The organism is Micromonospora sp. NPDC005252, from assembly GCF_042872475.1.
GTDB lineage: Bacteria > Actinomycetota > Actinomycetes > Mycobacteriales > Micromonosporaceae > Micromonospora.
Genome location: NZ_JBIAKN010000002.1, coordinates 567,263 through 587,674 on the forward strand (window position 1 = coordinate 567,263; position 20,412 = coordinate 587,674).

The window sequence follows — 20,412 nt, forward strand, 5'->3', positions numbered from 1 at the left end:
CGGGGGTCGGCTCAGCCGCGCGGGGCGTCGACGATGACCGAGTCGACGAGGCGGTCGTGCACGCCCCGACGGTGCTCGTCCATGATCAGCGCGGGGACGACGAGCGCCAGCAGCACGCCCCGGGCCAGCGCGCGGAGCACGCCGATCCGGCCTCCGTCGTGCCAGTTCACGCAGCGGACCTTGGTGATGTACATGCCCGGCGTCTGGGCGAAGAGGCCGAGGAAGATGCCGTACTCCAGGATCAGCACCAGCACCGGAGCCCAGCCGTCGCGTACCGGATCGGCGAAGATGTTGGCCACCAGCAGGCAGAGCACCCAGTCGATGATCAACGCTCCGAAGCGTCGACCCAGGCTCGGCGGGGTGAAGGTGGGATCGGTGGCCGGCGCTGCCGGGACGTGCGGATTGGTCACAGCGATCAAGGGTATCCGCGTCCGAATCGGGGCCTCGGATCGCCGTCACCACTGCGTGCCGATTCGGGCCAATGGCATCAAGTGTCATTACACTGGCACAGCCGGTACGGCGTTCGCGCAGGCTGAGTGCGTGGACAGGAGCGTCGCTGACGCTCCGCGAGGGACGTAACACGGCAGAAACACTCAAGACATGGCCGGGCAACCCCCCGGCCATAGCGTCGCCAGGAGCCTAGCCACCCCGTGGACGTGCCAGGAGGATGTGTGTTCGCCAATCCCGAGGAACTGCTGCGATACCTCAAGAACGAGGACGTGAAGTTCGTCGACGTTCGTTTCTGTGACCTGCCCGGCGTGATGCAGCACTTCAACCTGCCGGTCGAGTCCGTCAACGACGACCTCTTCACCGACGGCCTCGCGTTCGACGGTTCGTCGATCCGCGGTTTCCAGGCGATCCACGAGTCGGACATGCTCCTGCTCCCGGACGTCGCCACCGCGTTCATCGACCCGTTCCGGGCGCAGAAGACCCTCGCGCTCAACTTCTTCATCCACGACCCGTTCACCCGCGAGGCCTACACCCGCGACCCGCGCAACGTCGCGAAGAAGGCCGAGGCGTACCTCGCCGCGAGCGGCATCGCCGACACCGCCTACTTCGGCGCCGAGGCGGAGTTCTACATCTTCGACTCGATCCGCCACGAGACCTCGGCGCACCAGTCGTTCTACTACATCGACTCGGTCGAGGGCGCGTGGAACACCGGCCGCGAGGAGGAGGGCGGCAACCGCGGTTACAAGACCGCGTACAAGGGCGGTTACTTCCCGGTGCCCCCGGTCGACCACTACGCCGACCTGCGCGACTCGATCGTGCGTCGGCTCGTCGACACCGGCTTCACCGTGGAGCGCTCGCACCACGAGGTGGGCACCGCCGGTCAGTCCGAGATCAACTACCGGTTCTCCACCCTGCTGCACGCCGCCGACCAGCTCCAGCTCTTCAAGTACATCGTGAAGAACGAGGCCTGGGCCAACGGCAAGACCGCGACCTTCATGCCCAAGCCGCTGTTCGGCGACAACGGCTCCGGCATGCACACCCACCAGAGCCTCTGGCTCAACGGTGAGCCGCTGTTCTACGACGAGACCGGCTACGCCGGCCTGTCCGACACCGCCCGCTGGTACATCGGCGGCCTGCTGCACCACGCGCCGTCGCTGCTGGCCTTCACCAACCCGACGGTCAACTCGTACCGTCGCCTGGTGCCCGGCTACGAGGCTCCGGTCAACCTGGTCTACTCGCAGCGCAACCGCTCCGCCTGCACCCGCATCCCGGTGACCGGCAGCAACGCGAAGGCCAAGCGCGTCGAGTTCCGCGTTCCGGACCCGTCGGCCAACGTCTACCTGGCCTTCTCGGCCATGATGATGGCCGGCCTGGACGGCATCAAGAGCAAGATCGAGCCGCCGACGCCGATCGACAAGGACCTCTACGACCTCCCGCCGGAGGAGTGGGGCGACGTCAAGCAGGTCCCGGGCTCGCTGCCGGCGGTGCTCGACTCGCTGGAGGCCGACCACGACTACCTGCTCGACGGCGGCGTCTTCACGCCCGACCTGATCTCCACCTGGGTCGACTGGAAGCGCGCCAACGAGGTCGACCCGGTGCGTCTGCGCCCGACCCCGCACGAGTTCGCCATGTACTACGACTGCTGAGCCTGATCAAGGCTCTGACCTGCACCAACAGGATCGCTACTGATCTTGGGTACAGGTTGGGTACAACCTCACGGACGGCGGTCATGCCCGGCTCACAGCCGGCGTGGCCGCCGTTTCGTGTTGGCTGAGCGCATCGTCGATGAGCAGCCGCGTCCGGTCGAGCACGTCCGGCCACTCGTGGACGTAGGTGTTGAGCGTGATGGTCGGTGTGCTGTGGCCCAACGCAAGCTGCACCGTCTTCACCGATGCGCCCGCGTGGATCAGGACCGTCGCGTAGTAGTGCCGTAGTCCGTGAATCCCCCACCGCGCCGGCAGCCCGACCGCTCCCCGGGGCGCTCGCCCACGTCCGCGAGAAGGTCGCCGCGTTGACGGGCTCACCGCCGACACCCTTGAACAGCAGGCGTGCGGCCCGGCGGACCGGCCGGCGACGGTCCGTGTCGTCGTCGTCGTCGTCGACCTCGACCGCGTCGCACCCGTCGGCCAGGTGCTGACGCAACGCCACCGCGACGACATCAGGAAGCTCGACGGTGCGGGCGCTGGTGCTGGTCTTGACCGGTCCGAGGAACGGCTTACGGCCCTTGAGCACCTTGAGTTGGCGTCGGACGTGCACCTCCCGCACGTCGAAGTCGATGTCGTCCACCTCCAAGCCGAGGATTTCACCCAGGCGCAGCCCGCAACCGGCCGCGAGAAAGTAGCGCTCCGTAGCGGGGGGATGTCCGGCAGGCGTGGTCGTAGGTGGCGCCGCAATGACCCCTAGTCCCCAGCCGCGACCGGGCTCAGCACCGTTGCTGGCCCACAGCACGACTGCACCCTGTTGTTGTCAGGCCTTGCTGTGAGCGAAGGGGTTCCGCCCCGTGGCTGTCAGGTAGAGCGGGAAGAACACAACCCACAGGATCAGACAGCCCAGGAACCACGCCTCCGGGGTCTCCAGTCGGAAAGACCCAAGCGAGACAGCGACCGGGTTCCCGCGCCTCAGTCGCTCCTTGGCGTCCGCGTAAACCCATACGTCGATGGCCAGCACTGCGAGCAGAACGAGGATCGACACCAGTGCGGCAGCGGGTAAACCTGTCATTTGGCCGTGCTTCCGATCGGCTGGTCACGGGATGGCGTCGTCATCATATGTGTGCCGAGCCTGCGGCCATCCCGCCCGCCGCCGACCACACGCGGTGGAGTGGACCGACCTGCGCCAGGCCAGGTGGAGCGGACCTCCTCGTCGGGCAGTCGTAGACCGTCCAGCATCCCCGGACGGGGCCAAGGTCGTTCGTCCGGTAGGGCGCTTCCACCTTGTCCCCGTCCGGGGATGCTGGTAGCCCTTGTGGTGCCCGTCGGGGTGATCCGTGGCGGCATCTCTGAGGAGGGCCGGGGTTCGGGGCGGAGCCCCGAGGTCTTCAAGGCTCTGGCAATCCTGAAGCGTGGCCGGCCGGCGCGGCCCGCTTGCGGACCGCCTTGATCTCGAAGAGCGCGATTCAGCACCGCGTGCCCCTCGCCTCGCTGTCGATCCCCCCGTCCCGACCGCGTGGTCCTGCCTGGATTCTTGCCTGGATTCTTGCCTGGACATCTTGCCTGGATTCTTGCCCGTGAGAACTTTCCATACGTCTTCATGGCGGCCCTGCGGGCCGCTCGCCCGCCACCTTCGCCGGCCGTCCGCGCCTCGCCGCTTCGCTCCCGGCGCGGCCCGGCGGTGGCCACCGCGAGACCAGTGGACACGCCGAGGCCCCGGCCATCCTCATTGGAGGTGACCGGGGCTGAACGCGGAACCAACGATCCACGACGGGGACACCCATACCCTGGGGCATCGCGTGCTACGGCTACCCTGGCGCCGTGACGACCATGGATGTGGCTCAGGCAGTAATGATTGCGCTGGTCGTTGGCGGCAGTGTCGCTGTGGTCGTGCTCGCCGGTGTTGTTCTAGTGCGCAGCCGACGCGCCGAGACTGCCAGGTTATTCGGTCGGGTGGTGCATCGTCCTCGGCTCTGGGCGTCGGCTGCCGTCTGCTGCGGTCTTGCCGGACTCCTCTTCGAGGCGCAGGCGTTGATGCCCCGAAGCTGGCAGGAATCGGCCCACAACCTCCTTGGTGTGCTGATGCTGGCCTTCTTTGTCCTGTTCTTTGCCCACCTTCTGAGCCAGTGGAGCGCCCAGCGTCGCCAGCACCGATAGGCCGCAAGCCAGGCCGTGACGCACGCTGGCGGACTTCCGGCTCTTCGGCGTTGCCGCCAAGCAACACGCCTCGGGAACCTGCCTCCGGCGGGCAGGGCCTCCGGCCCTACGACCCGGGGATGGCCTCCGGCGGCCGGGGCTACTCGCCCCGGACCCTCGGCGACTCTGGGATGCCCCGGCCGCGACCGGGTACCCGTCGCACACCGGAGGCCACCGGGCCGCGCCGGGCCGCGCCTGCGCGACGGGATGCCGCACCGATCCCCCTCGGAACCACCGGCACACACCACCACCCCAAGATCGTTAGGTACACGAGGGGTACAGATGCCGCCCGGAAACACTGGATAACGATGGAAGCTGATATACGACGTACGACCTGCTCAGCGGCTTGATCGAGACCACTCCCCCAGGTCAGCCGCCAAGCGCGGTTAGTTCGCCATGTACTACGACTGCTGAACTGCCTACGACTGCTGAGCAGTCCCCGCACCACCGGCCGGGCCGGCCCCGCGATCGCGGAGCCGGCCTGGCCCGTTTCGTGACCGCCCACCGGGATACCTTCGCATCCGATATATTACGGCGATGGATACACCACTGCGCGAACCCACCTTCCTGATCCTCACCGCGCTCGCCGCCGAGCCGATGCACGGCTACGGGCTGATCCGCGAGGTCGCCGTTCTCTCCGACAACCGCGTGTCGCTACGCCCCGGGACGCTCTACGGCGCACTCGACCGGCTGGTCGACGCCGGTCTCGTCGAGGTCGACCGGGAGGAGGTGGTGGACAGCCGTCTGCGCCGCTACTACCGGCTCTCCCCCACCGGTGACGCCACCCTGAGCGCCGAGACCGAGCGGCTCCGGCGCAACGTAGAGGCCGCCACCAAGCGGCTGGCCGAGCGGGCCCGCACCGCCCGGCCCGCCACCCCGCGAATCGCCGGAGGGTTGGCATGACCGATCTTGAGCGACGTTACCTGTGGCTGCTGCTCGCCTACCCCACCGAGTACCGGCGCTCCCGTGGCGCCGAGATCGTCGGCACGTACCTGGACCTGGCCACGCCGGGCCGCCGCTGGCCGGCGCCCGCGGACGCCGCGGACCTCCTGCGCGGCGGGCTCCGCCAGCGGGTACGCGCCGCCGGCGTGATCCATCTGGTCCCGGGCGTACGCCTCGCGGCCGCCGTGGCCCTGTTCACCGCCGCCATGCTCGCCGGCATGTGGACGGTGCTCGAACTGCGCCCCGCACCGCCGGGCTTCGGTGAGCCGTCGGTCGGGCCGTTCGTCTCGCTCGGCATCGTGGCGTGGGTCGGCTGGCTGCTCGCCGCGGCGGCGCAGGCGCTGACACCTGGCCTGTGGCACCGACGCGCGGTCGCGCTCGCGGTGGCTCTCACGGTCGCGCTCATCCCCGCCGCCGCGCTCACCGACCTGCCCCGCCCGCCGCTGTTCGTACTGCTCCCCCAGGTCGGGTTGGGGCTGGTGGCGCTCGGCGCGTCCCGCGATTGGCCGGTGTCGCTGCGGGTGACGCCGCTGGTCGCCGCCGTCACCGGTCTGGCGGCGGCGGCGAGCGTGACGCCTTCCAGTTTCGCCTGGACCTACCGCGCGGTGATGGCGGGTCAGGCCCTGCACAACGCCGCCGTGGCGGTGCTCGCGGTCGCCGTGCTGCTCGCCGCGGGACTGGCGCTGCGCGGCGACCACCGAGGCGGCTGGGCCCTGTTGATCCTGCTCACCCCGGTGGGCCTGCTGGTCCTGCAACCGCTGGCCGGGGCCGCGGACGGCATGCCGGCCGCGTTCCCCCCGAACTGGACGACGCTCGCCGCGACGGCGGCAGTGGTCGGCCTGGTCGGTCCCGCCCTGCTGCCGGTGGCACTTGCCGTACGCACCCGGCTGGCCCGGCCCGCCGCGCCGAGCGCCCACCGCTGACCGCGCCGCGCCGCGCCGCGCCGCGCCAAGATCGTGCTCGATCCTGGGTGTAGTGGTCTCGATCGCGCCAGAAGCCACTACATCCACGTTCGAGCACGATCTTGCGCGCCGGACCGATGGTCAGGAACGTGGCCGGCGCTCCGGTCCGTTCCGCCGCACCCGCTCCCGCACCCGAAGGAGCAGGAAGAGGAGCAGGACGGTCATCGCCAGGGCGCCGGGGGCCTTGGTGAAGCGGGCCAGGTTGGTGCCGTCGGGCAGGACCAGGAAGGCCGCGACCGCCACCGGCAGCGCGAACCACGTGGTCCGGGCGGAGGTGAGCGCGAGCAGCGCCAGCGGCCAGGTCGCGTACCAGGGGTGGAAGACCGGGGCCAGGACGACGGTGGCGACCAGTGCGAGGCCCGCGCCGTGCAGTGCCGCACGGCACCGCGCCGAGCCGGCCGCCGGCCTGTCCACGCCGCTCGGATCGCGATCATCTGCCCGCAGCTCTCGCGGCGGCGCTCCGGGCGGGCCAGCCCGCAGTTCTCGCCAGGCGCGCCACCACAGCACCAGGAGCACGACCGCGAGCAGCACCAACGCGACCGCGCGGGTCACCGGCACCGCCTGCGGGTCCCGCCCGACCAGCGCGCCGGCGTAGTCCACCACCAGGCCGACGGCGGTGGGCGGTGACGTCCACTGCTCGGAGTCTCCGCTGCGGGTCAGCCCGCCCACCCAGCCGAAGCCGAGGCCGGACAGGGCCGAGGTGACCAGCAGCGCGGCCAGCAGCCCGCCGGCCAGCCAGCCGCCGTCGCGCAGCAGCGCGCGTACGGTGTGCCGGCCGTGCACCGCGGCCAGCGCGGCGAACGGGGCGACCACCACGGCGGTGGCCTTCACCGTGACCGCCAGGCCGAGCAGCACGCCGGCGAGCAGCAGCGCCGCGGGCCGGCCCGGCCGGCGGACCACCACCAGCAGCCCGCACAGCAGCAGCCCGAGCATCACGGCGTCGTTGTGCGCCCCGGCCACCAGGTGCACGCCGACCACCGGCGCGGCCAGCGCCAACCAGGCCGCTCGCCGGGTCGGCACGCCGGCCGCCCGCGCCAGGCCGGGCAGGCAGTACGCCGCCAGGAGCAGGCCCGCCACGGCGATGACCCGCAGCGCCACGATCGTGCCGGTGAGGCCGCCGCCGACACCCACCGCGAACGCCGCGAGCAGCACGAAGACCGGCCCGTACGGAGCAGGCGTGTCCCGCCAGATCGGCGCCACCGTCTCCAGCCACGGGCAGCCGGCCGCCGCCACCGGAACCGCGTACGGGTCGACGCCGTGCGCGTACGTCCAGCCCTGGCAGGCGTACGAGTAGACGTCCCGGCTGCCCAGCGGCGGCGCGACCAGCAGCGGGAGGGCCCACAGCCCGGCGGTGACGTACGCCCACCGACCCGACGGCGCACCGGCGCGCAGTGACCACCAGGCGCCGACCAGCAGCGCCGTGCCGATGAGCCAGCAGGTCAGCGTCGTCGGGCCGTGCGGGGCTCGCCAGATCGACGCCGGTGTCGCGCCCAGCGGGGCGTCGGGCAGCGCCCCGCCGAGATACCCGGCAACGGTGAGCAGGATCGCGCCGACCAGGCCGGCATACCGGGCAAAACGGGCCACCGAAAGACCGTAGAGCGGCGGCGGTACGCCGGGAGTGGTTACCGGCGCACCGTCCCTCAGTCGGCGGCGACCGGCTGACGGGCCGCCCGAGCCGACCGTACCAACCGGATGACCAGCACGATCACCAACAGCGTCATCAGCGGCGCCCCGACCGACTTGGTGAACCGGGGCAGCCCGGTGCCGTCGGGCAGCACCAGGAACGACGCGACAAGCGCGACGACCGTGAACCATCCGGTACGCCGGGCGGTGGCCGCGAGCACGGCCAGCGGCCAGATCCAGTACCAGGGGTGGAACAGCGGCGCGAGGGCGACCGTGGCGGCCAGCGCCAGAGCGGCGTGCCACAGCGGCTCCCGGGTGCGGGCCCGCCACCACAGCCACACCAGCAGCAGCACCAGCACGGCCATGCCGATCCCCCGGGTGACCGGCAGGGCGTCGAGGTGCCCGCCGAAGGGCACCGCCAGGTAGCCGACGGTCTGGCCGACCGCCGTGGACGGCGACGTCCAGGCGATCACGTCGCCGCCTCGGGCCAGGCCGCCGACCCAGCCGAAGTCCAGTCCGGCGGCGAAGGTCACCCCGACCACGACGGCGACCGCGCCGCCGACGACCCAGCCGCCGTGGCGGATCAGCGCGCGGATCGAGTACCCGCCGACGATCGCCGCCAGCGCCGCGAACGGCACCACGACCAGCGCCGTCACCTTGATCGCGGCGGCCAGCCCGAGCAGCGCGCCACCGGCGAGCAGCGGACCGGGGCGGCCGGGCCGCGAGGCGATCACCGCGAGCCCGGCGACCAGCAGGCCGACCATCAGGGCGTCGTTGTGCGCGCCGGAGACCAGGTGCACGGCGACCAGCGGGCAGCCGAGCGTCAGCCAGACCGCCCGGGGAGCCGGTACGCCGGCGCGACGGGCCAGCACCGGCAGGCTGGCCGCAGTCAGCGCCACCCCGGCCACGGCGATCAGCCGGAACACCACGATCGCGCCGGTCAGCGAGCCGGTGGCCTTGACCACCGCGCCGGCGAGCACCACGAACAGCGGCCCGTACGGCGCCGGCGTGTCGCGCCAGATGTAGGAGATGGTGTCCAGCCAGGGGCAGGGCAGCGCGGACACCCCCTGCTCGTACGGGTTGATCCCGGCGGCGTAGCTGGCGCCCTGGCAGGCGTACGCGTAGACGTCGCGGCTGGCCAGCGGCGGCGCGATCAGCACCGGCAGCAGCCAGAGCCCGACGGTGACCAGCGCCCAGCGGGTCGATGGCACGCGCTCGCGCAACGACCACCAGGCGTACGCCAGCAGCGCGGTGCCGACCAGCCAGGCGGCGAGGACCAGCGGCCCGTTCGGGCCCTGCCAGATGCTGACCGGGGTGGGGCGCAGGGGTGACCCGGGCAGGGCGCCGCCGAGGAACGCGGCGACGGCGAGCAACGCCGATCCGGCCAGTCCGGTCCAGCGCGCGAGGTGGTGAGGCACGCCGGACATGCTGCCAGTACGGTTGTCGCGGTACGGAGGTGGGCATGCGGCGCAGTCGGGTGGTGGCGGTGGCCACCGGTTCCGCAGTCGTGCTCGGCGCGCTCTGGCTGGCCCTGCCGCTGATGGGCTCGGACCTGGCCGCACAGGTCGCCCGGGCGGACTTCTTCGCCGCCCACGGCCTGACACCGATCGATCTGCGCTGGTACGGCGGGGTGCAGCAGTTCGGCTACAGCCTCGTGTCCCAGCCGGTGATGGCCCTGCTCGGCGTGCGGGTGACCGGTGCGCTGGCGCTGGTGGCGTCGGCCGCCGCGCTGGCCGCGCTGCTGGTCCGCAGCCCGGTGCCCCGAGCGCTGCTGGGCAGCCTGGTCGGCGTGGTCACGCTGACCGGCAACCTGGTCTCCGGCCGGGTGACGTACGCCCTGGGGGTGGCGTTCGGGCTGGCCGCGCTGCTGGCGCTGACTCGGGGCGTACCCCCGCGTCGGCGGCTCGCGCTCGCCGCGGTCGGCGCGCTGCTGGCGTCGGCGACGAGCCCGGTGGCGGGCCTGTTCGTCGGCCTGGCGGGCGTGGCGCTGTTGCTCACCCGCCGCTACGCCGACGGTCTGACGCTCGCTGTCGCGGCGGCCGTGCCGCTGGCCGCGACCGCGCTGCTCTTCGGCGACGGCGGCTGGATGAACATCAGCCGCACCGACACCCTGCGCGCGGTGGTGACCAGCCTGGTGGTGGCGGCGCTGGTGGCGTACCGGCCGGTGCGGGTCGGCGCGCTCCTCGCCGCCGCCGGGGTGCTCGCCGCCGCGCTGGTCCACACCCCGGTGGGGTTGAACGCGACCCGGCTGGCGACGATGTTCGCGTTGCCGGTGCTGGCCGCCGCCGCCCGGCCACCAGCCTGGCTCACCGCCCGCCTCGCCCGCCTCGCCCGCCGGCACGCCGACCGCCCCGCGCCGCCCAATGCCGCCCGGCCCGACGCCGCGCCGCCCAGCACCGCGACGCCCGAGCGGTCGCGGCGTGCTCGCCTGCTGGGCGCCGTGGGCCTGACCGCGCTGCTGGTGGCCGTCTGCGGGTGGCAGCCGCCGGTGGTCCCCGCCGACCTGCGCGGCATCGGCGACCCGATCAGCGCGCCCGGCTACCACGCGCCGCTGCGCGCGTTCCTGGCCGGGCAGCGGCTCACCGGCCGGGTCGAGGTGCCGCCGACGCGCAACTACTGGGAGGCGGCCCGCCTCGGCGAGGTGCCACTGGCCCGGGGCTGGCTGCGGCAGGCCGACATCGACCGAAACCCGCTGTTCTTCACCACCGTGCCCGGCGCGACCGGCACCGGCGTGCCGCTGACCCCGGCCAGCTACCGGGCCTGGCTGGCGGAGAACGCCGTGCAGTACGTGGCGGTGCCGGACGCCCCGCTGTCCTGGGTGGGACGGGCCGAGGCGGAGCTGGTCGAGGGCGGCCTGCCGTACCTGACGCCGGTCTGGTCCGGCGCGCACTGGCGGGTCTGGGCGGTGGCCGACCCGACGCCGCTGGTCGCCGCGCCCGCCGAGCTGGTCCGCGCCGACGGCGCGGCGCTGACCTTCCGGGCCCCGACCGCCGGCCCGGTCGCGGTCCGCGTCCGCTACAGCCGCTGGCTGGCCGCGTCCGGTGGCGCCACCGTCTCCGCCGACGGGGTCTGGAGCGTCGTCACCGTTCCCCACGCCGGCGAGTACACCGTCGGCAGTTGACCGGCGCTACGCCTCCAGCACCCGCTGCGCGGCGGCGCGCGAGCGCCGGCCGGTGCGCAGGTACTCGTCCAGGAACTCCCCCGGGTCGTCGCGGCCGAGCAGCCGGACCACCCCGGCCAGCTCCACCCCGTGCCGGGGCAGTTGGTCACCGGCGCGGCCCCGGACCAGCATCAACGCGTTGCGGACCTGCGCGGCCAGGGACCAGCCGGCGGCCATCTCGGCGGCGTCCGCCGGGTCGATCAGGCCGGCCCGCTCGGCGGCCGCGAGGGCATCGAGGGTACGCGTGCCGCGCAGCTCCGGGATCGCTCCGGCGTGCCGGAGCTGGACGAGCTGGACCGCCCACTCCACGTCGGCCAGCCCGCCCCGGCCCAGCTTGGTGTGGGTGGCCGGGTCGGCGCCGCGCGGCAGCCGCTCGGTCTCCACCCGGGCCTTGATCCGGCGGATCTCAACGATCTGCTCGCGGGTCAGCCCCTCGGCCGGGTAGCGCACCGGCTCGATCATCGCCTCGAACTCGGCGCCCAGGTCGGCGTCGCCGCAGACGAACCGGGCACGCAGCAGCGCCTGCGCCTCCCACACCCGCGACCAGCGGGCGTAGTACTGCGCGTACGCGGCGAGGCTGCGCACCAGCGGACCCTGCCGGCCCTCCGGACGCAGGTCGGCGTCGACACCGAGCGGCGGGTCGGGGGCGGGCACCCCGAGCAGCCGCCGCAGCTCCTCGGCGATCGCGTGCGCGGCGGCGCTGGCCGCGCTCTCGCCGCTGTCGGCGGGCGGGTCGTAGACGAAGAGCACGTCGGCGTCGGAGAGGTAGTTCGACTCGTACCCGCCCAGCCGGCCCATCCCGATCACCGCGAACCGCAGCCCGGCCGGCGCCGGCTGGCTGGCCCGGGCGGCGCGCAGCGCGGCGGCGAGAGTGGCGTCGGTGACGTCGGAGAGCGCCGTGCCGACCTCGGTGATGTCGGCCAGGCCGACGGCCGGCCGCGTCGTGCCGTCCGGCCGGGTCGGGGTGGGAGCGAGCGCGCCGGCGCGGCAGAGCACGTCGGCGCACGCCACGCGGACCAGTTCCCGGCGGCGCAGCGCCCGCACCGCGCGGGTCGCCTCGACCGGGTCGGTGTGTCGGGCCGCCGCCGCCAGGAAGCCCTCCCGCAGCACCGCCCGTGGGCGCGGCGCCAACTCGTTCTCCTCGGCCAGCAGCCGCAGCGCCTCCGGATCGCGGGCGAGCAGGTCGGCGACGTACCGGGAGAGGGCCAGGACCCGGGCCAGCCGCCGCGCGACGGGACCGCCGTCGCGCAGCAGCCGCAGGTACCAGGGGGTGCTGCCCAGCTTGTCGGAGACCTTGCGGTAGTTGAGCAGCCCCCGGTCCGGCTCCGGCGCGTCGGCGAACTCGCTCAGCAGCACCGGCAGCAGGGTCCGCTGGATGGCCGCGGTACGGCTCACCCCGCCGGTGAGCGCCTGGAGGTGACGCAGCGCCCCGGCCGGGTCGGCGAAGCCGAGGATCTCCAACCGGTGCCGGGCGGCCTCCGGGGTGAGCCGCAGCCCGTCGGCCGGCACCCGGGCCACCGACTCCAGCAGCGGCCGGTAGAGCAGCTTGGCGTGCAGCCGGCGTACCTCGGTGGCGTGGGTGACCCACTCGGCCCGGAAGCTCTCCACGGCGTTGCGTCCCGGCGTGGCCGTGAAACCCAGCGCGGCGGCCAGCCAGCGCAGCGCGGACGGCTCGGTGGGCACGGTGTGCGTACGCCGCAGGGCCTGCAACTGGAGCCGGTGCTCGACGCTGCGCAGGAAGCGGTAGCCGCGCAGCAGCGACTCGCCGTCGGCGCGGCCGACGTAGCCGCCCGCGACCAGCGCACGCAGCGCCGGGATGGTGCCCGGCGCCCGCAGCGTCTCGTCGCCGCGACCGTGCACCAGTTGCAGGAGCTGGACGGCGAACTCGATGTCGCGCAGCCCGCCGGGACCGCGTTTGATCTCGCGTTCCAGCTCCTTCGGCGGGATGTTGTCGATGATCCGGCGGCGCATCGCGCGGACGTCCTCGACCGCCTCGGGTCGTTCGGCGGCCCGCCACACCAGCGGGGCGAGCTGGTCGATCCACTCCTGTGCCAGCAGCAGGTCCCCGGCGGCCGGACGGGCCTTGAGCAGCGCCTGGAACTCCCAGGTGCGCGCCCACCGCCGGTAGTAGGCCAGGTGGCTGGCGAGGGTGCGCACCAGCGGGCCCCGGTTGCCCTCGGGCCGCAGCGCGGCGTCCACCGGCCAGGCGACAAGCCCGCAGATGTGGATCAGCCGGGTCGCCACCAGGGTCGCGGCGGGCAGGTCGCCGTCCTCGGCCGCCACGAAGATCACGTCCACGTCGGAGACGTAGTTCAGTTCACCGCCGCCGCACTTGCCCATCGCCACCACGGCCAGCCGGGGTCGCTCGGTGCCCTCCGCCAGCTCGTCGACGGCGATCTCGTACGCCGCGGCAAGCGTCGCGTCGGCCAGCGCGGACAGCGCCGCCATGGTCTGCTCCAGGGCCCGGCCGCCGGTGAGGTCGGCCGCCGCGATCCGCAGCAACGCCAGCCGGTACGCGGTCCGCAGCACCGCCACGGGGTTGCCGTCGCCGGCCGGTTCCAGTCGACCCTCGGCGATCGGCGCGAGCCCGTCCGGGGCGGTGCGCAGCGCCAGACAGTGCTCCGGGTTGGCCACCAGATGATCACCGAGCGCCGACGACGCGCCCAGGACGGCGATCAGTCGACGCCGCAGCCCAGGGTCGGCGAGCAGCTCCGCGATCAGCGGCGAGCTCACGCCGCTGCCGCCAGGCGCGCCGTCGCCGCTGATGCGCCGTTCGGCCTCGACGATGCGGTGCAGTTGGCGCAGCGCCAGATCCGGGTCGGCGGCCCGGGACAGCGCGGCGAGCAGCTCCCTGGCCGGCTCGTCGACCGGCTCCTGCTCGACCGGCTGCCAGAGGCCCAACCCGTCCGGGCCGAGCAGGTCGGCGGCGCGGGCTCCGCCGTCGCCCTCGGCGACGCCGAAGCCGTAGCGGGCGAGCCGGCCCGGCGCCCTCGTCGGCCGGCTCATCAGTGCCCGAGCAGCGGCAGGCCCCGCCGCGTCGTGCTGTCGTCCAGCTCGCCGAGGGCCAGCGCCGCGAACCGGGCGGCGAACGGCTGCCAGACCTCCTCGACGTCGACCATCACCGAGTCGCAGGCCGCCACGACCAGCTCCGGGTCGTAGCCCAGCTCCGCGAGCTGGGCCGAGTCGGTGGCCCAGTCGGCGATCATCGCGGTGTCGCACTCGATGTGGAACTGCAGCCCCCAGGCCCGGTCGCCGAGCCGGAACGCCTGGTGCGGGTACCGGGTGGAGGCCGCCAGCAGGGTGGCGCCCCGGGGCAGCTCGGTGATCTCGTCGGAGTGCCACTGGAGCACGTCCGGGATCAGCGGCACGTACCGGAACAGCGGGTCGCCCTCCGCGGCGTCACGCCGACCGACCACGCCGGGGCCGATCTCCGGCCCGGACGGGCTCCGCTCGACCAGCCCGGCGTGCGCGGTGGCGAGCAGCTGCGCGCCCAGGCAGACGGCCAGGGTGGGCACGCGGTACCGGACCGCCTTGCGCAGCAGCCCCTCCACGGCCGGGAACCAGGGTGCGCCGGGCGAGCCGTCCGGCAGCGGGTACGCCTGCTGGTCGCCGCCGAGCACCACCAGCGCCGCGTACCCCTCCAGGTCGGCGGGGAGCTCGTCGCCGGCGTGCGGGCGGACCACCCACAGCTCCAGCCCAGCCTCGGTCAGCCACTCACCCAACCGGCGTGCGTCGTCCGTCGGGTCGTTCTCGATCACCAGCGCGGTTGCCACGCGTCGAGGCTAGCCGGTACGTCCCGCAGCGCCACGCCCCGCCACTCGGATCCCCCCGCCGCGCGCCGGGGTTGCTGGCCGGCGCGCCCACCGGCGTCGACGGCCGGCGTTCGCTGCTCGTCAGGCTCCGCGGTGTCGTTAGGCTCTGCGGTTGTGATCAACGAGGATTCGGCAGTCGTCCGCCCACCCGTCCTGCGCCCCGGGGACACGGTGCTGCTGGTGTCACCGTCCGGGCCGACCTCGCCGGAGCGGGTCGCCCGGGGGATGGAGTTGCTCACCGGGTGGGGCCTGCGGCCGGTGCCGGCGCCGAACGCGTACGCCCGCCACGGCTACCTCGCCGGCACCGACGACCTGCGGGCCGCCGACCTGAACGCGGCGTTCGCCGACCCACAGGTGCGCGGCGTGATCTGCACCCGGGGCGGGTACGGCGCCCAGCGGATCGTGGACGCCATCGACATGGCCGCCGTCCGCCGCGACCCGAAGGTGGTGGCCGGCTTCTCGGACATCACCGCGTTGCAGCTCGCCCTGTGGCGGGGCGCCCGGCTGGCCGGGGTGCACGGCCCGGGGGCCGCCTGGCGGGACGAGCGGACGTCGCTGCGCTCCGCCGAGTCCCTGCACGCGGCGCTGATGACCACCGAGCCGGTGACCGTCGAGGCGGTGCCCACCGAGGAGACCTTCGGCGTACGGGTGCCGGGTCGCGCCACCGGCACCCTGCTGGGCGGCAACCTGTGCCTGATCGCCGCGTCGATCGGCACTCCGGACCTGCCCGATCTGACCGGTGCCGTGCTGTTGATCGAGGACGTGCAGGAGCCCCCGTACAAGGTCGACCGGATGCTCACCCACCTGCGCCGCGCCGGAGCGTTGGACGGGCTGGCCGGTGTGGCGGTCGGGCAGTTCTCCGACTGCGGCGACGGCTGGGAGACCACGATCGTCGACGTCCTCACCGAACGCCTCGGCGACCTGGGCGTACCGATCCTCGGCGGCCTCCCCATCGGCCACGGCCCCGACCAGCTGACCGTCCCGGTAGGCACCACCGCAACCCTGGACACCGACACCGGAACCCTGACGGCCACCCCCGCCGTCCGCTAGCCCCCGCCTCCCACCCTTCCGCCCGGCCCGCCTCCCGGCCGCCTCCCGCCCCGGTGATCAAGAGGTTTGGGTCATTTTCGGGCCGGATCGTGACGCAAACCTCTTGATCACCAGAGTCAGGGGGTGGAGGTGGGGGTGGGGGTTGGGGTCGGGTGGGCTACTGCGCCGATCTCCAGGGCTGCCCAGACTCCGTCTCGCCGTCGGGCCCCAGGCGGGCGATCCCGCCGGCCTGGACCAGCGTCAGCCACAACGCGCCGTCGGGCCCAACCGTGATGCCGTACGGGCCGGTGTCCGACCCGGTGAGAGGAATCTCCCGAATCTCGACGGTCATCGCGAGGTGTCCCTCCGTTGGCGGCCACCAACCCTGACCGCCTGACCAACGACGACACAACCGATTTCCCCGCGCACCGCCACGATCGGCAGCCCGCTGCTCGACGGGCAGCCCGCTGCTCGATTTTCAGCTCGCTGACAGGGTCGCCACGGGTCGCGCCCAGAATCAGCCGTCACTGTCGGTGACGACATTGCCGCATCACCGACTTTCTGGAGGACAGCATGTCCCGCACCATCCGTAGGAAGCACCTGCTGGCCGGCCTGGCCACCGCGGGCGTCCTCGGCGTGGGGATCGCCGCCCCGACGATCGCGTTCGCCGCGGGCACCCCGACGCCGACCCCGAGCGCCAGCACCGCCACCGCTCCCGGAGCGAAGGCGGACCGGCAGGGTGAGTTCGCCGAGGCGCTCGCCAAGGAGCTGGGTGTCCCCACCGACAAGGTGACCGCCGCGCTGGAGAAGGTCCGCGAGCAGCACCGGCCCGCCGATCGTCCGGCGCGCCCGTCCGCCGAGGACCGGCAGGCCGCGCTCAAGGAGCGGCTGGACCAGGCGGTCAAGGACGGCAAGCTCACCCAGGAGCAGGCCGACGCCATCACAAAGGCCGTCGAGGCCGGCGTCTTCCCTGGCCCCGGCGGCGGCCACCGTGGGCCGGGCGGCGACCGTGGGCCGGACGGCCACGGCGCTCCCGCGGGTACGCCGGGCAAGTAGCCCGACAGGTCGGCCTCCGACCACCCCGGGCAGGCGTGCCCCCAGGGGTCCCGCGTGATCCACTCCGTTTCGCCGATGTGGCGGCGTCCATCGCACTCGGACACCGCCACATCGGCGACCTGGAGTCGATCATGCCCCTGGGACTGACGTCAGCCCCGGCGTGGCGGGGGCCGCGCGCGTCAGCCCTGGGTGGGCGGGGGTGCGAACACGCCGATGCGATTTCCCGTCGGCTCGAGCAGGTGGGCGAGCGTGAGACCGCTGGGTGCGGTCCGCGCCGGCACCAGCACCTTCGCGCCGGCGGCCTCGGCCCGCCGGCAGGTCTCCGCCACGTCGTCGACCTCGGCGTAGAACACCGCGTAGTTCGGGGACGTACCGTCGGTCGCCCGGATCGCGCCGCCGATCCCGGTGTCACCGCCGGCACCAGTCACCCGATAGGACCCGCCGCTACCGGCGCCCTGCTCCTCGAAGGTCCAGCCGAACAGCTCGCCGTAGAAGCGTTCCGCCTCCTCCGGCCGGTCGGTGCCGATCTCGAACCAGGTGATGGGCGTCGTGGACACGTGCTGCCTCCAGAGTTGCCGGGACGGCGGTTCGCCGTCGTCCAGAGCAGTTTCGGGGCCGTCCGCGACACCGTCCTGTCGGTGTTTCCGGATCACCCGACGGAGATCGGCGCGTGCCCGACCCGACTCAGACCAGGCTCAGCGGGCGGACCCGTTCGCGGGGGATGTCGAGATCCGTCAGGCGGAGCTCCCGGACCACCACCTCGGGCAGCGCCCGGACGTCCCCGATCCGGTCGGTACGGAAGCAGCGCAGCTCGTCGCGCAGCCGGCACCAGGCGAGCAGATACCAATGTCGGGGGTTGCCGAGGTAGCCCAGCGGCTCGACGTCGCGCACCGAGTCGGTGCCGGCGCGGTCGGCGTACCGGATGCGCAGCACCCGCCGCGCGGTGACCGCGTCGGCGACGGTGGCCGGGACGGGCGTGGCCGGCCCGTCGCCGATCAGGTGTACCCGGCCGGCGAGGCGGTGCGCCTCGGCGGCGTCGGCGGCCGGCAGCACCGCCACCAGCTTGCGCAGCGCGGTGGCGCCCGGCCCGGCGAACGGGGTGCCGGCGAGCCGGTGCAGCGCGACGGCCATCGCCACCGCCTCGGCCGGGGTCAGGTTGACCGGCGGCAGGGTGCGGCTGCGGTCCAGGACGTAGCCGCCGGTGCGCCCGGGCTCGGCCCAGATCGGCACCCCGGCCTCCTGGAGCGCGCCGATGTCCCGCTCGATGGTCCGGCTGCTCACCTCGAAGTGGGCGGCCAGCCAGCGGGCGCTGCGGGGCCGGGGCGACACCGCCCGCAGCTCCTCGACCAGGGCGTAGAGCCGGTCCGTGCGGTTCATACCCGGCACGCTACGGCCGGGGTACGACGACCGGTCCCGGGACGCGGCGCGCTCAGGCAACCCCGCTCAGGCGATGCAGGCGCAGACGATCAGAGCCGCGCCGAAGTGCGTGGCGGCGCTGACCCGGGCCGCCGGGTGCGGCTCGGACGAGCAGATGACCTCACCGAGCTTGCCGGGGGTGAGCAGGTCGAGCACGAAGAAGGCCAGCGCCATGATGGCCAGCCCGACGAGCCCGAACACCACGGTGGAGGCCAGCCCTCGACCGAAGTCGCTGTAGCTCGTCAGGATCGCCGTGAAGACGATGCCGGCGATGCCGAGCTGGTTGGCGGCGAGCAGCAACCCCGCGTTGGCGTTGCGCTCGACCCAGATCAGCTCCCGCAACCGCCCTGGGGTCAGCAGGTCGACGAGCCCGAACCCGGCAGCCATGAGCCCGACGCCCACGACCCCGAACACGACGCTCTGCCAGGCACCGCTGAGCAGGTCCTCCAGCACCGACTGCCTCCCGACTCTCCGCCCGGAGGGGTACCGGCGCGGTGATCGAGACGATAGCGGCAGCGCGCCACCCCGTCAGCCCCGCGACTACAGCGCCAGGTAACGCTGCCGCTCGTACGGGGTGACCTCGCGGCGGTACTGCTCCCACTCGGCCCGCTTGTTGCGCAGGAAGAAGTCGAAGACGTGCTCGCCGAGCACCTCGGCGACCAGTTCGGATCCGGCCATCACGTCGATCGCCTCGGCCAGGTTCTCCGGCAGCGCCTCGTACCCCATGGCGCGGCGCTCGGCGCTGCTCAGCGACCAGACGTCGTCCTCGGCGCCCGCCGGCAGCTCGTAGCCCTCCTCGATGCCCTTCAGGCCGGCGCCGAGCAGCACCGCGAAGGCGAGGTACGGGTTGGTCGCCGAGTCCAGCGACCGGACCTCGACCCGGGCGGAGTTCGGCTTGCCGTACGCCGGGACGCGGACCAGCGCGGACCGGTTCAGGTGACCCCAGCAGACGTACGCCGGGCTCTCGGTGATCCGGTCCGGCAGGGCCTGCGGGAACAGCCGCTTGTACGAGTTGACCCACTGGTTGGTGACCGCCGTGTACTCCCGGGCGTGCACCAGCAGGCCGGCGATGAAGGACTTCGCCACCTTGGAGAGCTTCATCGGGTCGCCGCTGTCGTGGAAGGCGTTGCGCTCGCCCTCGAACAGCGACAGGTGGGTGTGCATGCCGCTGCCCGGCTGGTCGGTGAACGGCTTCGGCATGAAGCTGGCCTGCACACCGGTGGAGAGCGCGACCTCCTTCACCACGTGCCGGAAGGTCATGATGTTGTCGGCGGTGGTCAGCGCGTCGGCGTAGCGCAGGTCGATCTCCTGCTGGCCGGGGGCGACCTCGTGGTGGCTGAACTCCACCGAGATGCCGATCCGCTCCAGCGCCAGCACGCCCTGGCGGCGGAAGTCGCGGGCCACCGCGTGGGTGGTGTGCTCGAAGTAGCCGCCGGTGTCCACCGGGGTGGGCACCGAACCGTCCTGCGGGCCATTCTCCAGCAGGAAGAACTCGATCTCGGGGTGGGTGTAGAAGGTGAAGCCCTTCTCGGCCGCCTTGGACAACGCGCGGCGCAGCACGTGCCGCGGGTCGGCCCAGGACGGGCCGCCGTCGGGCAGCAGGATGTCGCAGAACATCCGGGCGCTCTCGCCGCTGACCCCACCCTCGAACGGGAAGACCTGGAAGGTGGTCGGGTCGGGCATGGCCACCATGTCCGATTCGAAGACCCGGGCGAAGCCTTCGATGGCCGAGCCGTCGAAGCCGATGCCCTCCTCGAAGGCCGCTTCCAGCTCGGCGGGCGCCACCGAGACGCTCTTGAGCGTGCCCAGCACGTCCGTGAACCACAGCCGGACGAACCGGATGTCCCGCTCTTCCAGCGTACGGAGGACGAACTCCTGCTGACGGTCCACTTCCCCAACCCCTCGCGACAACTCTTTTGTCCGCCTTGGTCGGGCTGTACCCGACCTGACCGCCCAGTGTTCCCGGGCCTGGTTACGCAGACGTTACGCGAACCGCCGCCGTCCGTCCCCTCGCGTCCCGCCGCCGAACGGTACCGATCCGGCCTGGCCGTCGCGCGGCGCTCGCGCGTGGCCGCCATCTCGTCCGACGGTACGGATTGCTCCGGTCATGCTGAGGCAAG

19 protein-coding genes and 1 pseudogene are annotated in these 20,412 nt (G+C 73.1%); 7 read left to right on the plus strand and 13 right to left on the minus strand.

Annotated elements, in window-relative coordinates; genetic code table 11:
* Positions 1-11 precede the first annotated feature (11 nt).
* Positions 12-410, minus strand: a complete 399-nt coding sequence (locus ACFYPH_RS08365; protein ID WP_387180166.1) for an RDD family protein — start codon at positions 408-410, stop codon at positions 12-14.
* A gap of 261 nt (positions 411-671) precedes the next feature.
* Between ACFYPH_RS08365 and glnA (ACFYPH_RS08370) the strand changes: the two genes are divergently transcribed.
* Positions 672-2,096: a type I glutamate--ammonia ligase gene (glnA, locus tag ACFYPH_RS08370; protein ID WP_354861378.1), complete on the plus strand. Its 1,425-nt coding sequence runs from the start codon at positions 672-674 to the stop codon at positions 2,094-2,096.
* An 81-nt stretch (positions 2,097-2,177) separates the two neighbouring features.
* Here the strand turns inward: glnA (ACFYPH_RS08370) and ACFYPH_RS08375 are convergent, their stop codons facing one another.
* From ACFYPH_RS08375 to ACFYPH_RS08385, 3 genes and pseudogenes are all read right to left on the minus strand, one after another.
* On the minus strand, positions 2,178-2,609 hold the full coding sequence (locus tag ACFYPH_RS08375) for a tyrosine-type recombinase/integrase (RefSeq protein WP_387180170.1): 432 nt from the start codon (positions 2,607-2,609) through the stop codon (positions 2,178-2,180).
* Positions 2,491-2,898, minus strand: a pseudogene (locus tag ACFYPH_RS08380) (tyrosine-type recombinase/integrase); the annotation flags it as partial. The pseudogene ACFYPH_RS08380 and the gene ACFYPH_RS08375, both read right to left, overlap by 119 nt.
* 18 nt (positions 2,899-2,916) lie before the next feature.
* Complete coding sequence (locus ACFYPH_RS08385) at positions 2,917-3,141, minus strand: hypothetical protein (RefSeq protein ID WP_354861376.1); 225 nt, start codon at positions 3,139-3,141, stop codon at positions 2,917-2,919.
* A gap of 776 nt (positions 3,142-3,917) precedes the next feature.
* On the opposite strand from ACFYPH_RS08385, the gene ACFYPH_RS08390 reads away from it, so the two are divergent.
* The 3 genes from ACFYPH_RS08390 (at position 3,918) to ACFYPH_RS08400 (ending at position 6,157) form a co-directional block, all read left to right on the plus strand.
* On the plus strand, positions 3,918-4,253 hold the full coding sequence (locus ACFYPH_RS08390) for a hypothetical protein (RefSeq protein WP_387180173.1): 336 nt from the start codon (positions 3,918-3,920) through the stop codon (positions 4,251-4,253).
* A gap of 576 nt (positions 4,254-4,829) precedes the next feature.
* On the plus strand, positions 4,830-5,195 hold the full coding sequence (locus ACFYPH_RS08395) for a helix-turn-helix transcriptional regulator (RefSeq protein ID WP_354862354.1): 366 nt from the start codon (positions 4,830-4,832) through the stop codon (positions 5,193-5,195).
* Positions 5,192-6,157, plus strand: coding sequence for a hypothetical protein (locus ACFYPH_RS08400; RefSeq protein WP_387180176.1), 966 nt, complete (start codon positions 5,192-5,194; stop codon positions 6,155-6,157). The genes ACFYPH_RS08395 and ACFYPH_RS08400 overlap by 4 nt, the downstream gene beginning before the upstream one ends.
* Before the next feature lie 120 nt (positions 6,158-6,277).
* Here the strand turns inward: ACFYPH_RS08400 and mptB (ACFYPH_RS08405) are convergent, their stop codons facing one another.
* Together mptB (ACFYPH_RS08405) and mptB (ACFYPH_RS08410) are read right to left on the minus strand one after the other, a co-directional pair.
* Positions 6,278-7,780, minus strand: a complete 1,503-nt coding sequence (gene mptB / locus ACFYPH_RS08405) for a polyprenol phosphomannose-dependent alpha 1,6 mannosyltransferase MptB (RefSeq protein WP_355064338.1) — start codon at positions 7,778-7,780, stop codon at positions 6,278-6,280.
* A gap of 56 nt (positions 7,781-7,836) precedes the next feature.
* Complete coding sequence (gene mptB, locus ACFYPH_RS08410) at positions 7,837-9,237, minus strand: polyprenol phosphomannose-dependent alpha 1,6 mannosyltransferase MptB (RefSeq protein ID WP_355064336.1); 1,401 nt, start codon at positions 9,235-9,237, stop codon at positions 7,837-7,839.
* A gap of 44 nt (positions 9,238-9,281) precedes the next feature.
* Between mptB (ACFYPH_RS08410) and ACFYPH_RS08415 the strand changes: the two genes are divergently transcribed.
* A complete protein-coding gene (locus ACFYPH_RS08415) occupies positions 9,282-10,940 on the plus strand; it encodes a hypothetical protein (protein ID WP_355064334.1) in 1,659 nt (552 codons plus the stop codon).
* A 6-nt stretch (positions 10,941-10,946) separates the two neighbouring features.
* Here the strand turns inward: ACFYPH_RS08415 and ACFYPH_RS08420 are convergent, their stop codons facing one another.
* A complete protein-coding gene (locus ACFYPH_RS08420) occupies positions 10,947-13,985 on the minus strand; it encodes a bifunctional [glutamine synthetase] adenylyltransferase/[glutamine synthetase]-adenylyl-L-tyrosine phosphorylase (RefSeq protein ID WP_387180180.1) in 3,039 nt (1,012 codons plus the stop codon).
* Positions 13,985-14,752, minus strand: coding sequence for a type 1 glutamine amidotransferase (locus tag ACFYPH_RS08425; RefSeq protein ID WP_354862345.1), 768 nt, complete (start codon positions 14,750-14,752; stop codon positions 13,985-13,987). Before ACFYPH_RS08425 ends, ACFYPH_RS08420 begins: the two co-directional genes overlap by 1 nt.
* Positions 14,753-14,905: 153 nt before the next feature.
* Between ACFYPH_RS08425 and ACFYPH_RS08430 the strand changes: the two genes are divergently transcribed.
* Positions 14,906-15,841 carry an LD-carboxypeptidase gene (locus ACFYPH_RS08430; RefSeq protein WP_387180184.1) on the plus strand — a complete coding sequence of 312 codons (936 nt, stop codon included), beginning with the start codon at positions 14,906-14,908 and terminating at the stop codon, positions 15,839-15,841.
* A 157-nt stretch (positions 15,842-15,998) separates the two neighbouring features.
* On the opposite strand, the gene ACFYPH_RS08435 is transcribed toward ACFYPH_RS08430, so the two are convergent.
* Entirely contained in the window at positions 15,999-16,172 is a 174-nt protein-coding gene (locus tag ACFYPH_RS08435) for a hypothetical protein (protein ID WP_355064328.1), read from the minus strand.
* 221 nt (positions 16,173-16,393) lie between these two features.
* On the opposite strand from ACFYPH_RS08435, the gene ACFYPH_RS08440 reads away from it, so the two are divergent.
* On the plus strand, positions 16,394-16,876 hold the full coding sequence (locus ACFYPH_RS08440) for a hypothetical protein (RefSeq protein WP_354862339.1): 483 nt from the start codon (positions 16,394-16,396) through the stop codon (positions 16,874-16,876).
* 179 nt (positions 16,877-17,055) lie between these two features.
* Here ACFYPH_RS08440 and ACFYPH_RS08445 read toward each other — a convergent pair whose 3' ends face one another.
* From ACFYPH_RS08445 to glnA (ACFYPH_RS08460), 4 genes are all read right to left on the minus strand, one after another.
* Positions 17,056-17,433 carry a VOC family protein gene (locus tag ACFYPH_RS08445; RefSeq protein WP_387180189.1) on the minus strand — a complete coding sequence of 126 codons (378 nt, stop codon included), beginning with the start codon at positions 17,431-17,433 and terminating at the stop codon, positions 17,056-17,058.
* 127 nt (positions 17,434-17,560) lie between these two features.
* A complete protein-coding gene (locus tag ACFYPH_RS08450) occupies positions 17,561-18,253 on the minus strand; it encodes a YafY family protein (protein WP_355135025.1) in 693 nt (230 codons plus the stop codon).
* 66 nt (positions 18,254-18,319) lie between these two features.
* Positions 18,320-18,745, minus strand: coding sequence for a DUF350 domain-containing protein (locus ACFYPH_RS08455; RefSeq protein WP_354856673.1), 426 nt, complete (start codon positions 18,743-18,745; stop codon positions 18,320-18,322).
* An 87-nt stretch (positions 18,746-18,832) separates the two neighbouring features.
* The gene (gene glnA / locus ACFYPH_RS08460; RefSeq protein WP_387180192.1) at positions 18,833-20,182 is read right to left on the minus strand and encodes a type I glutamate--ammonia ligase; all 1,350 of its coding nucleotides are present in this window, start codon (positions 20,180-20,182) and stop codon (positions 18,833-18,835) included.
* Between the last annotated feature and the right edge of the window lie 230 nt (positions 20,183-20,412).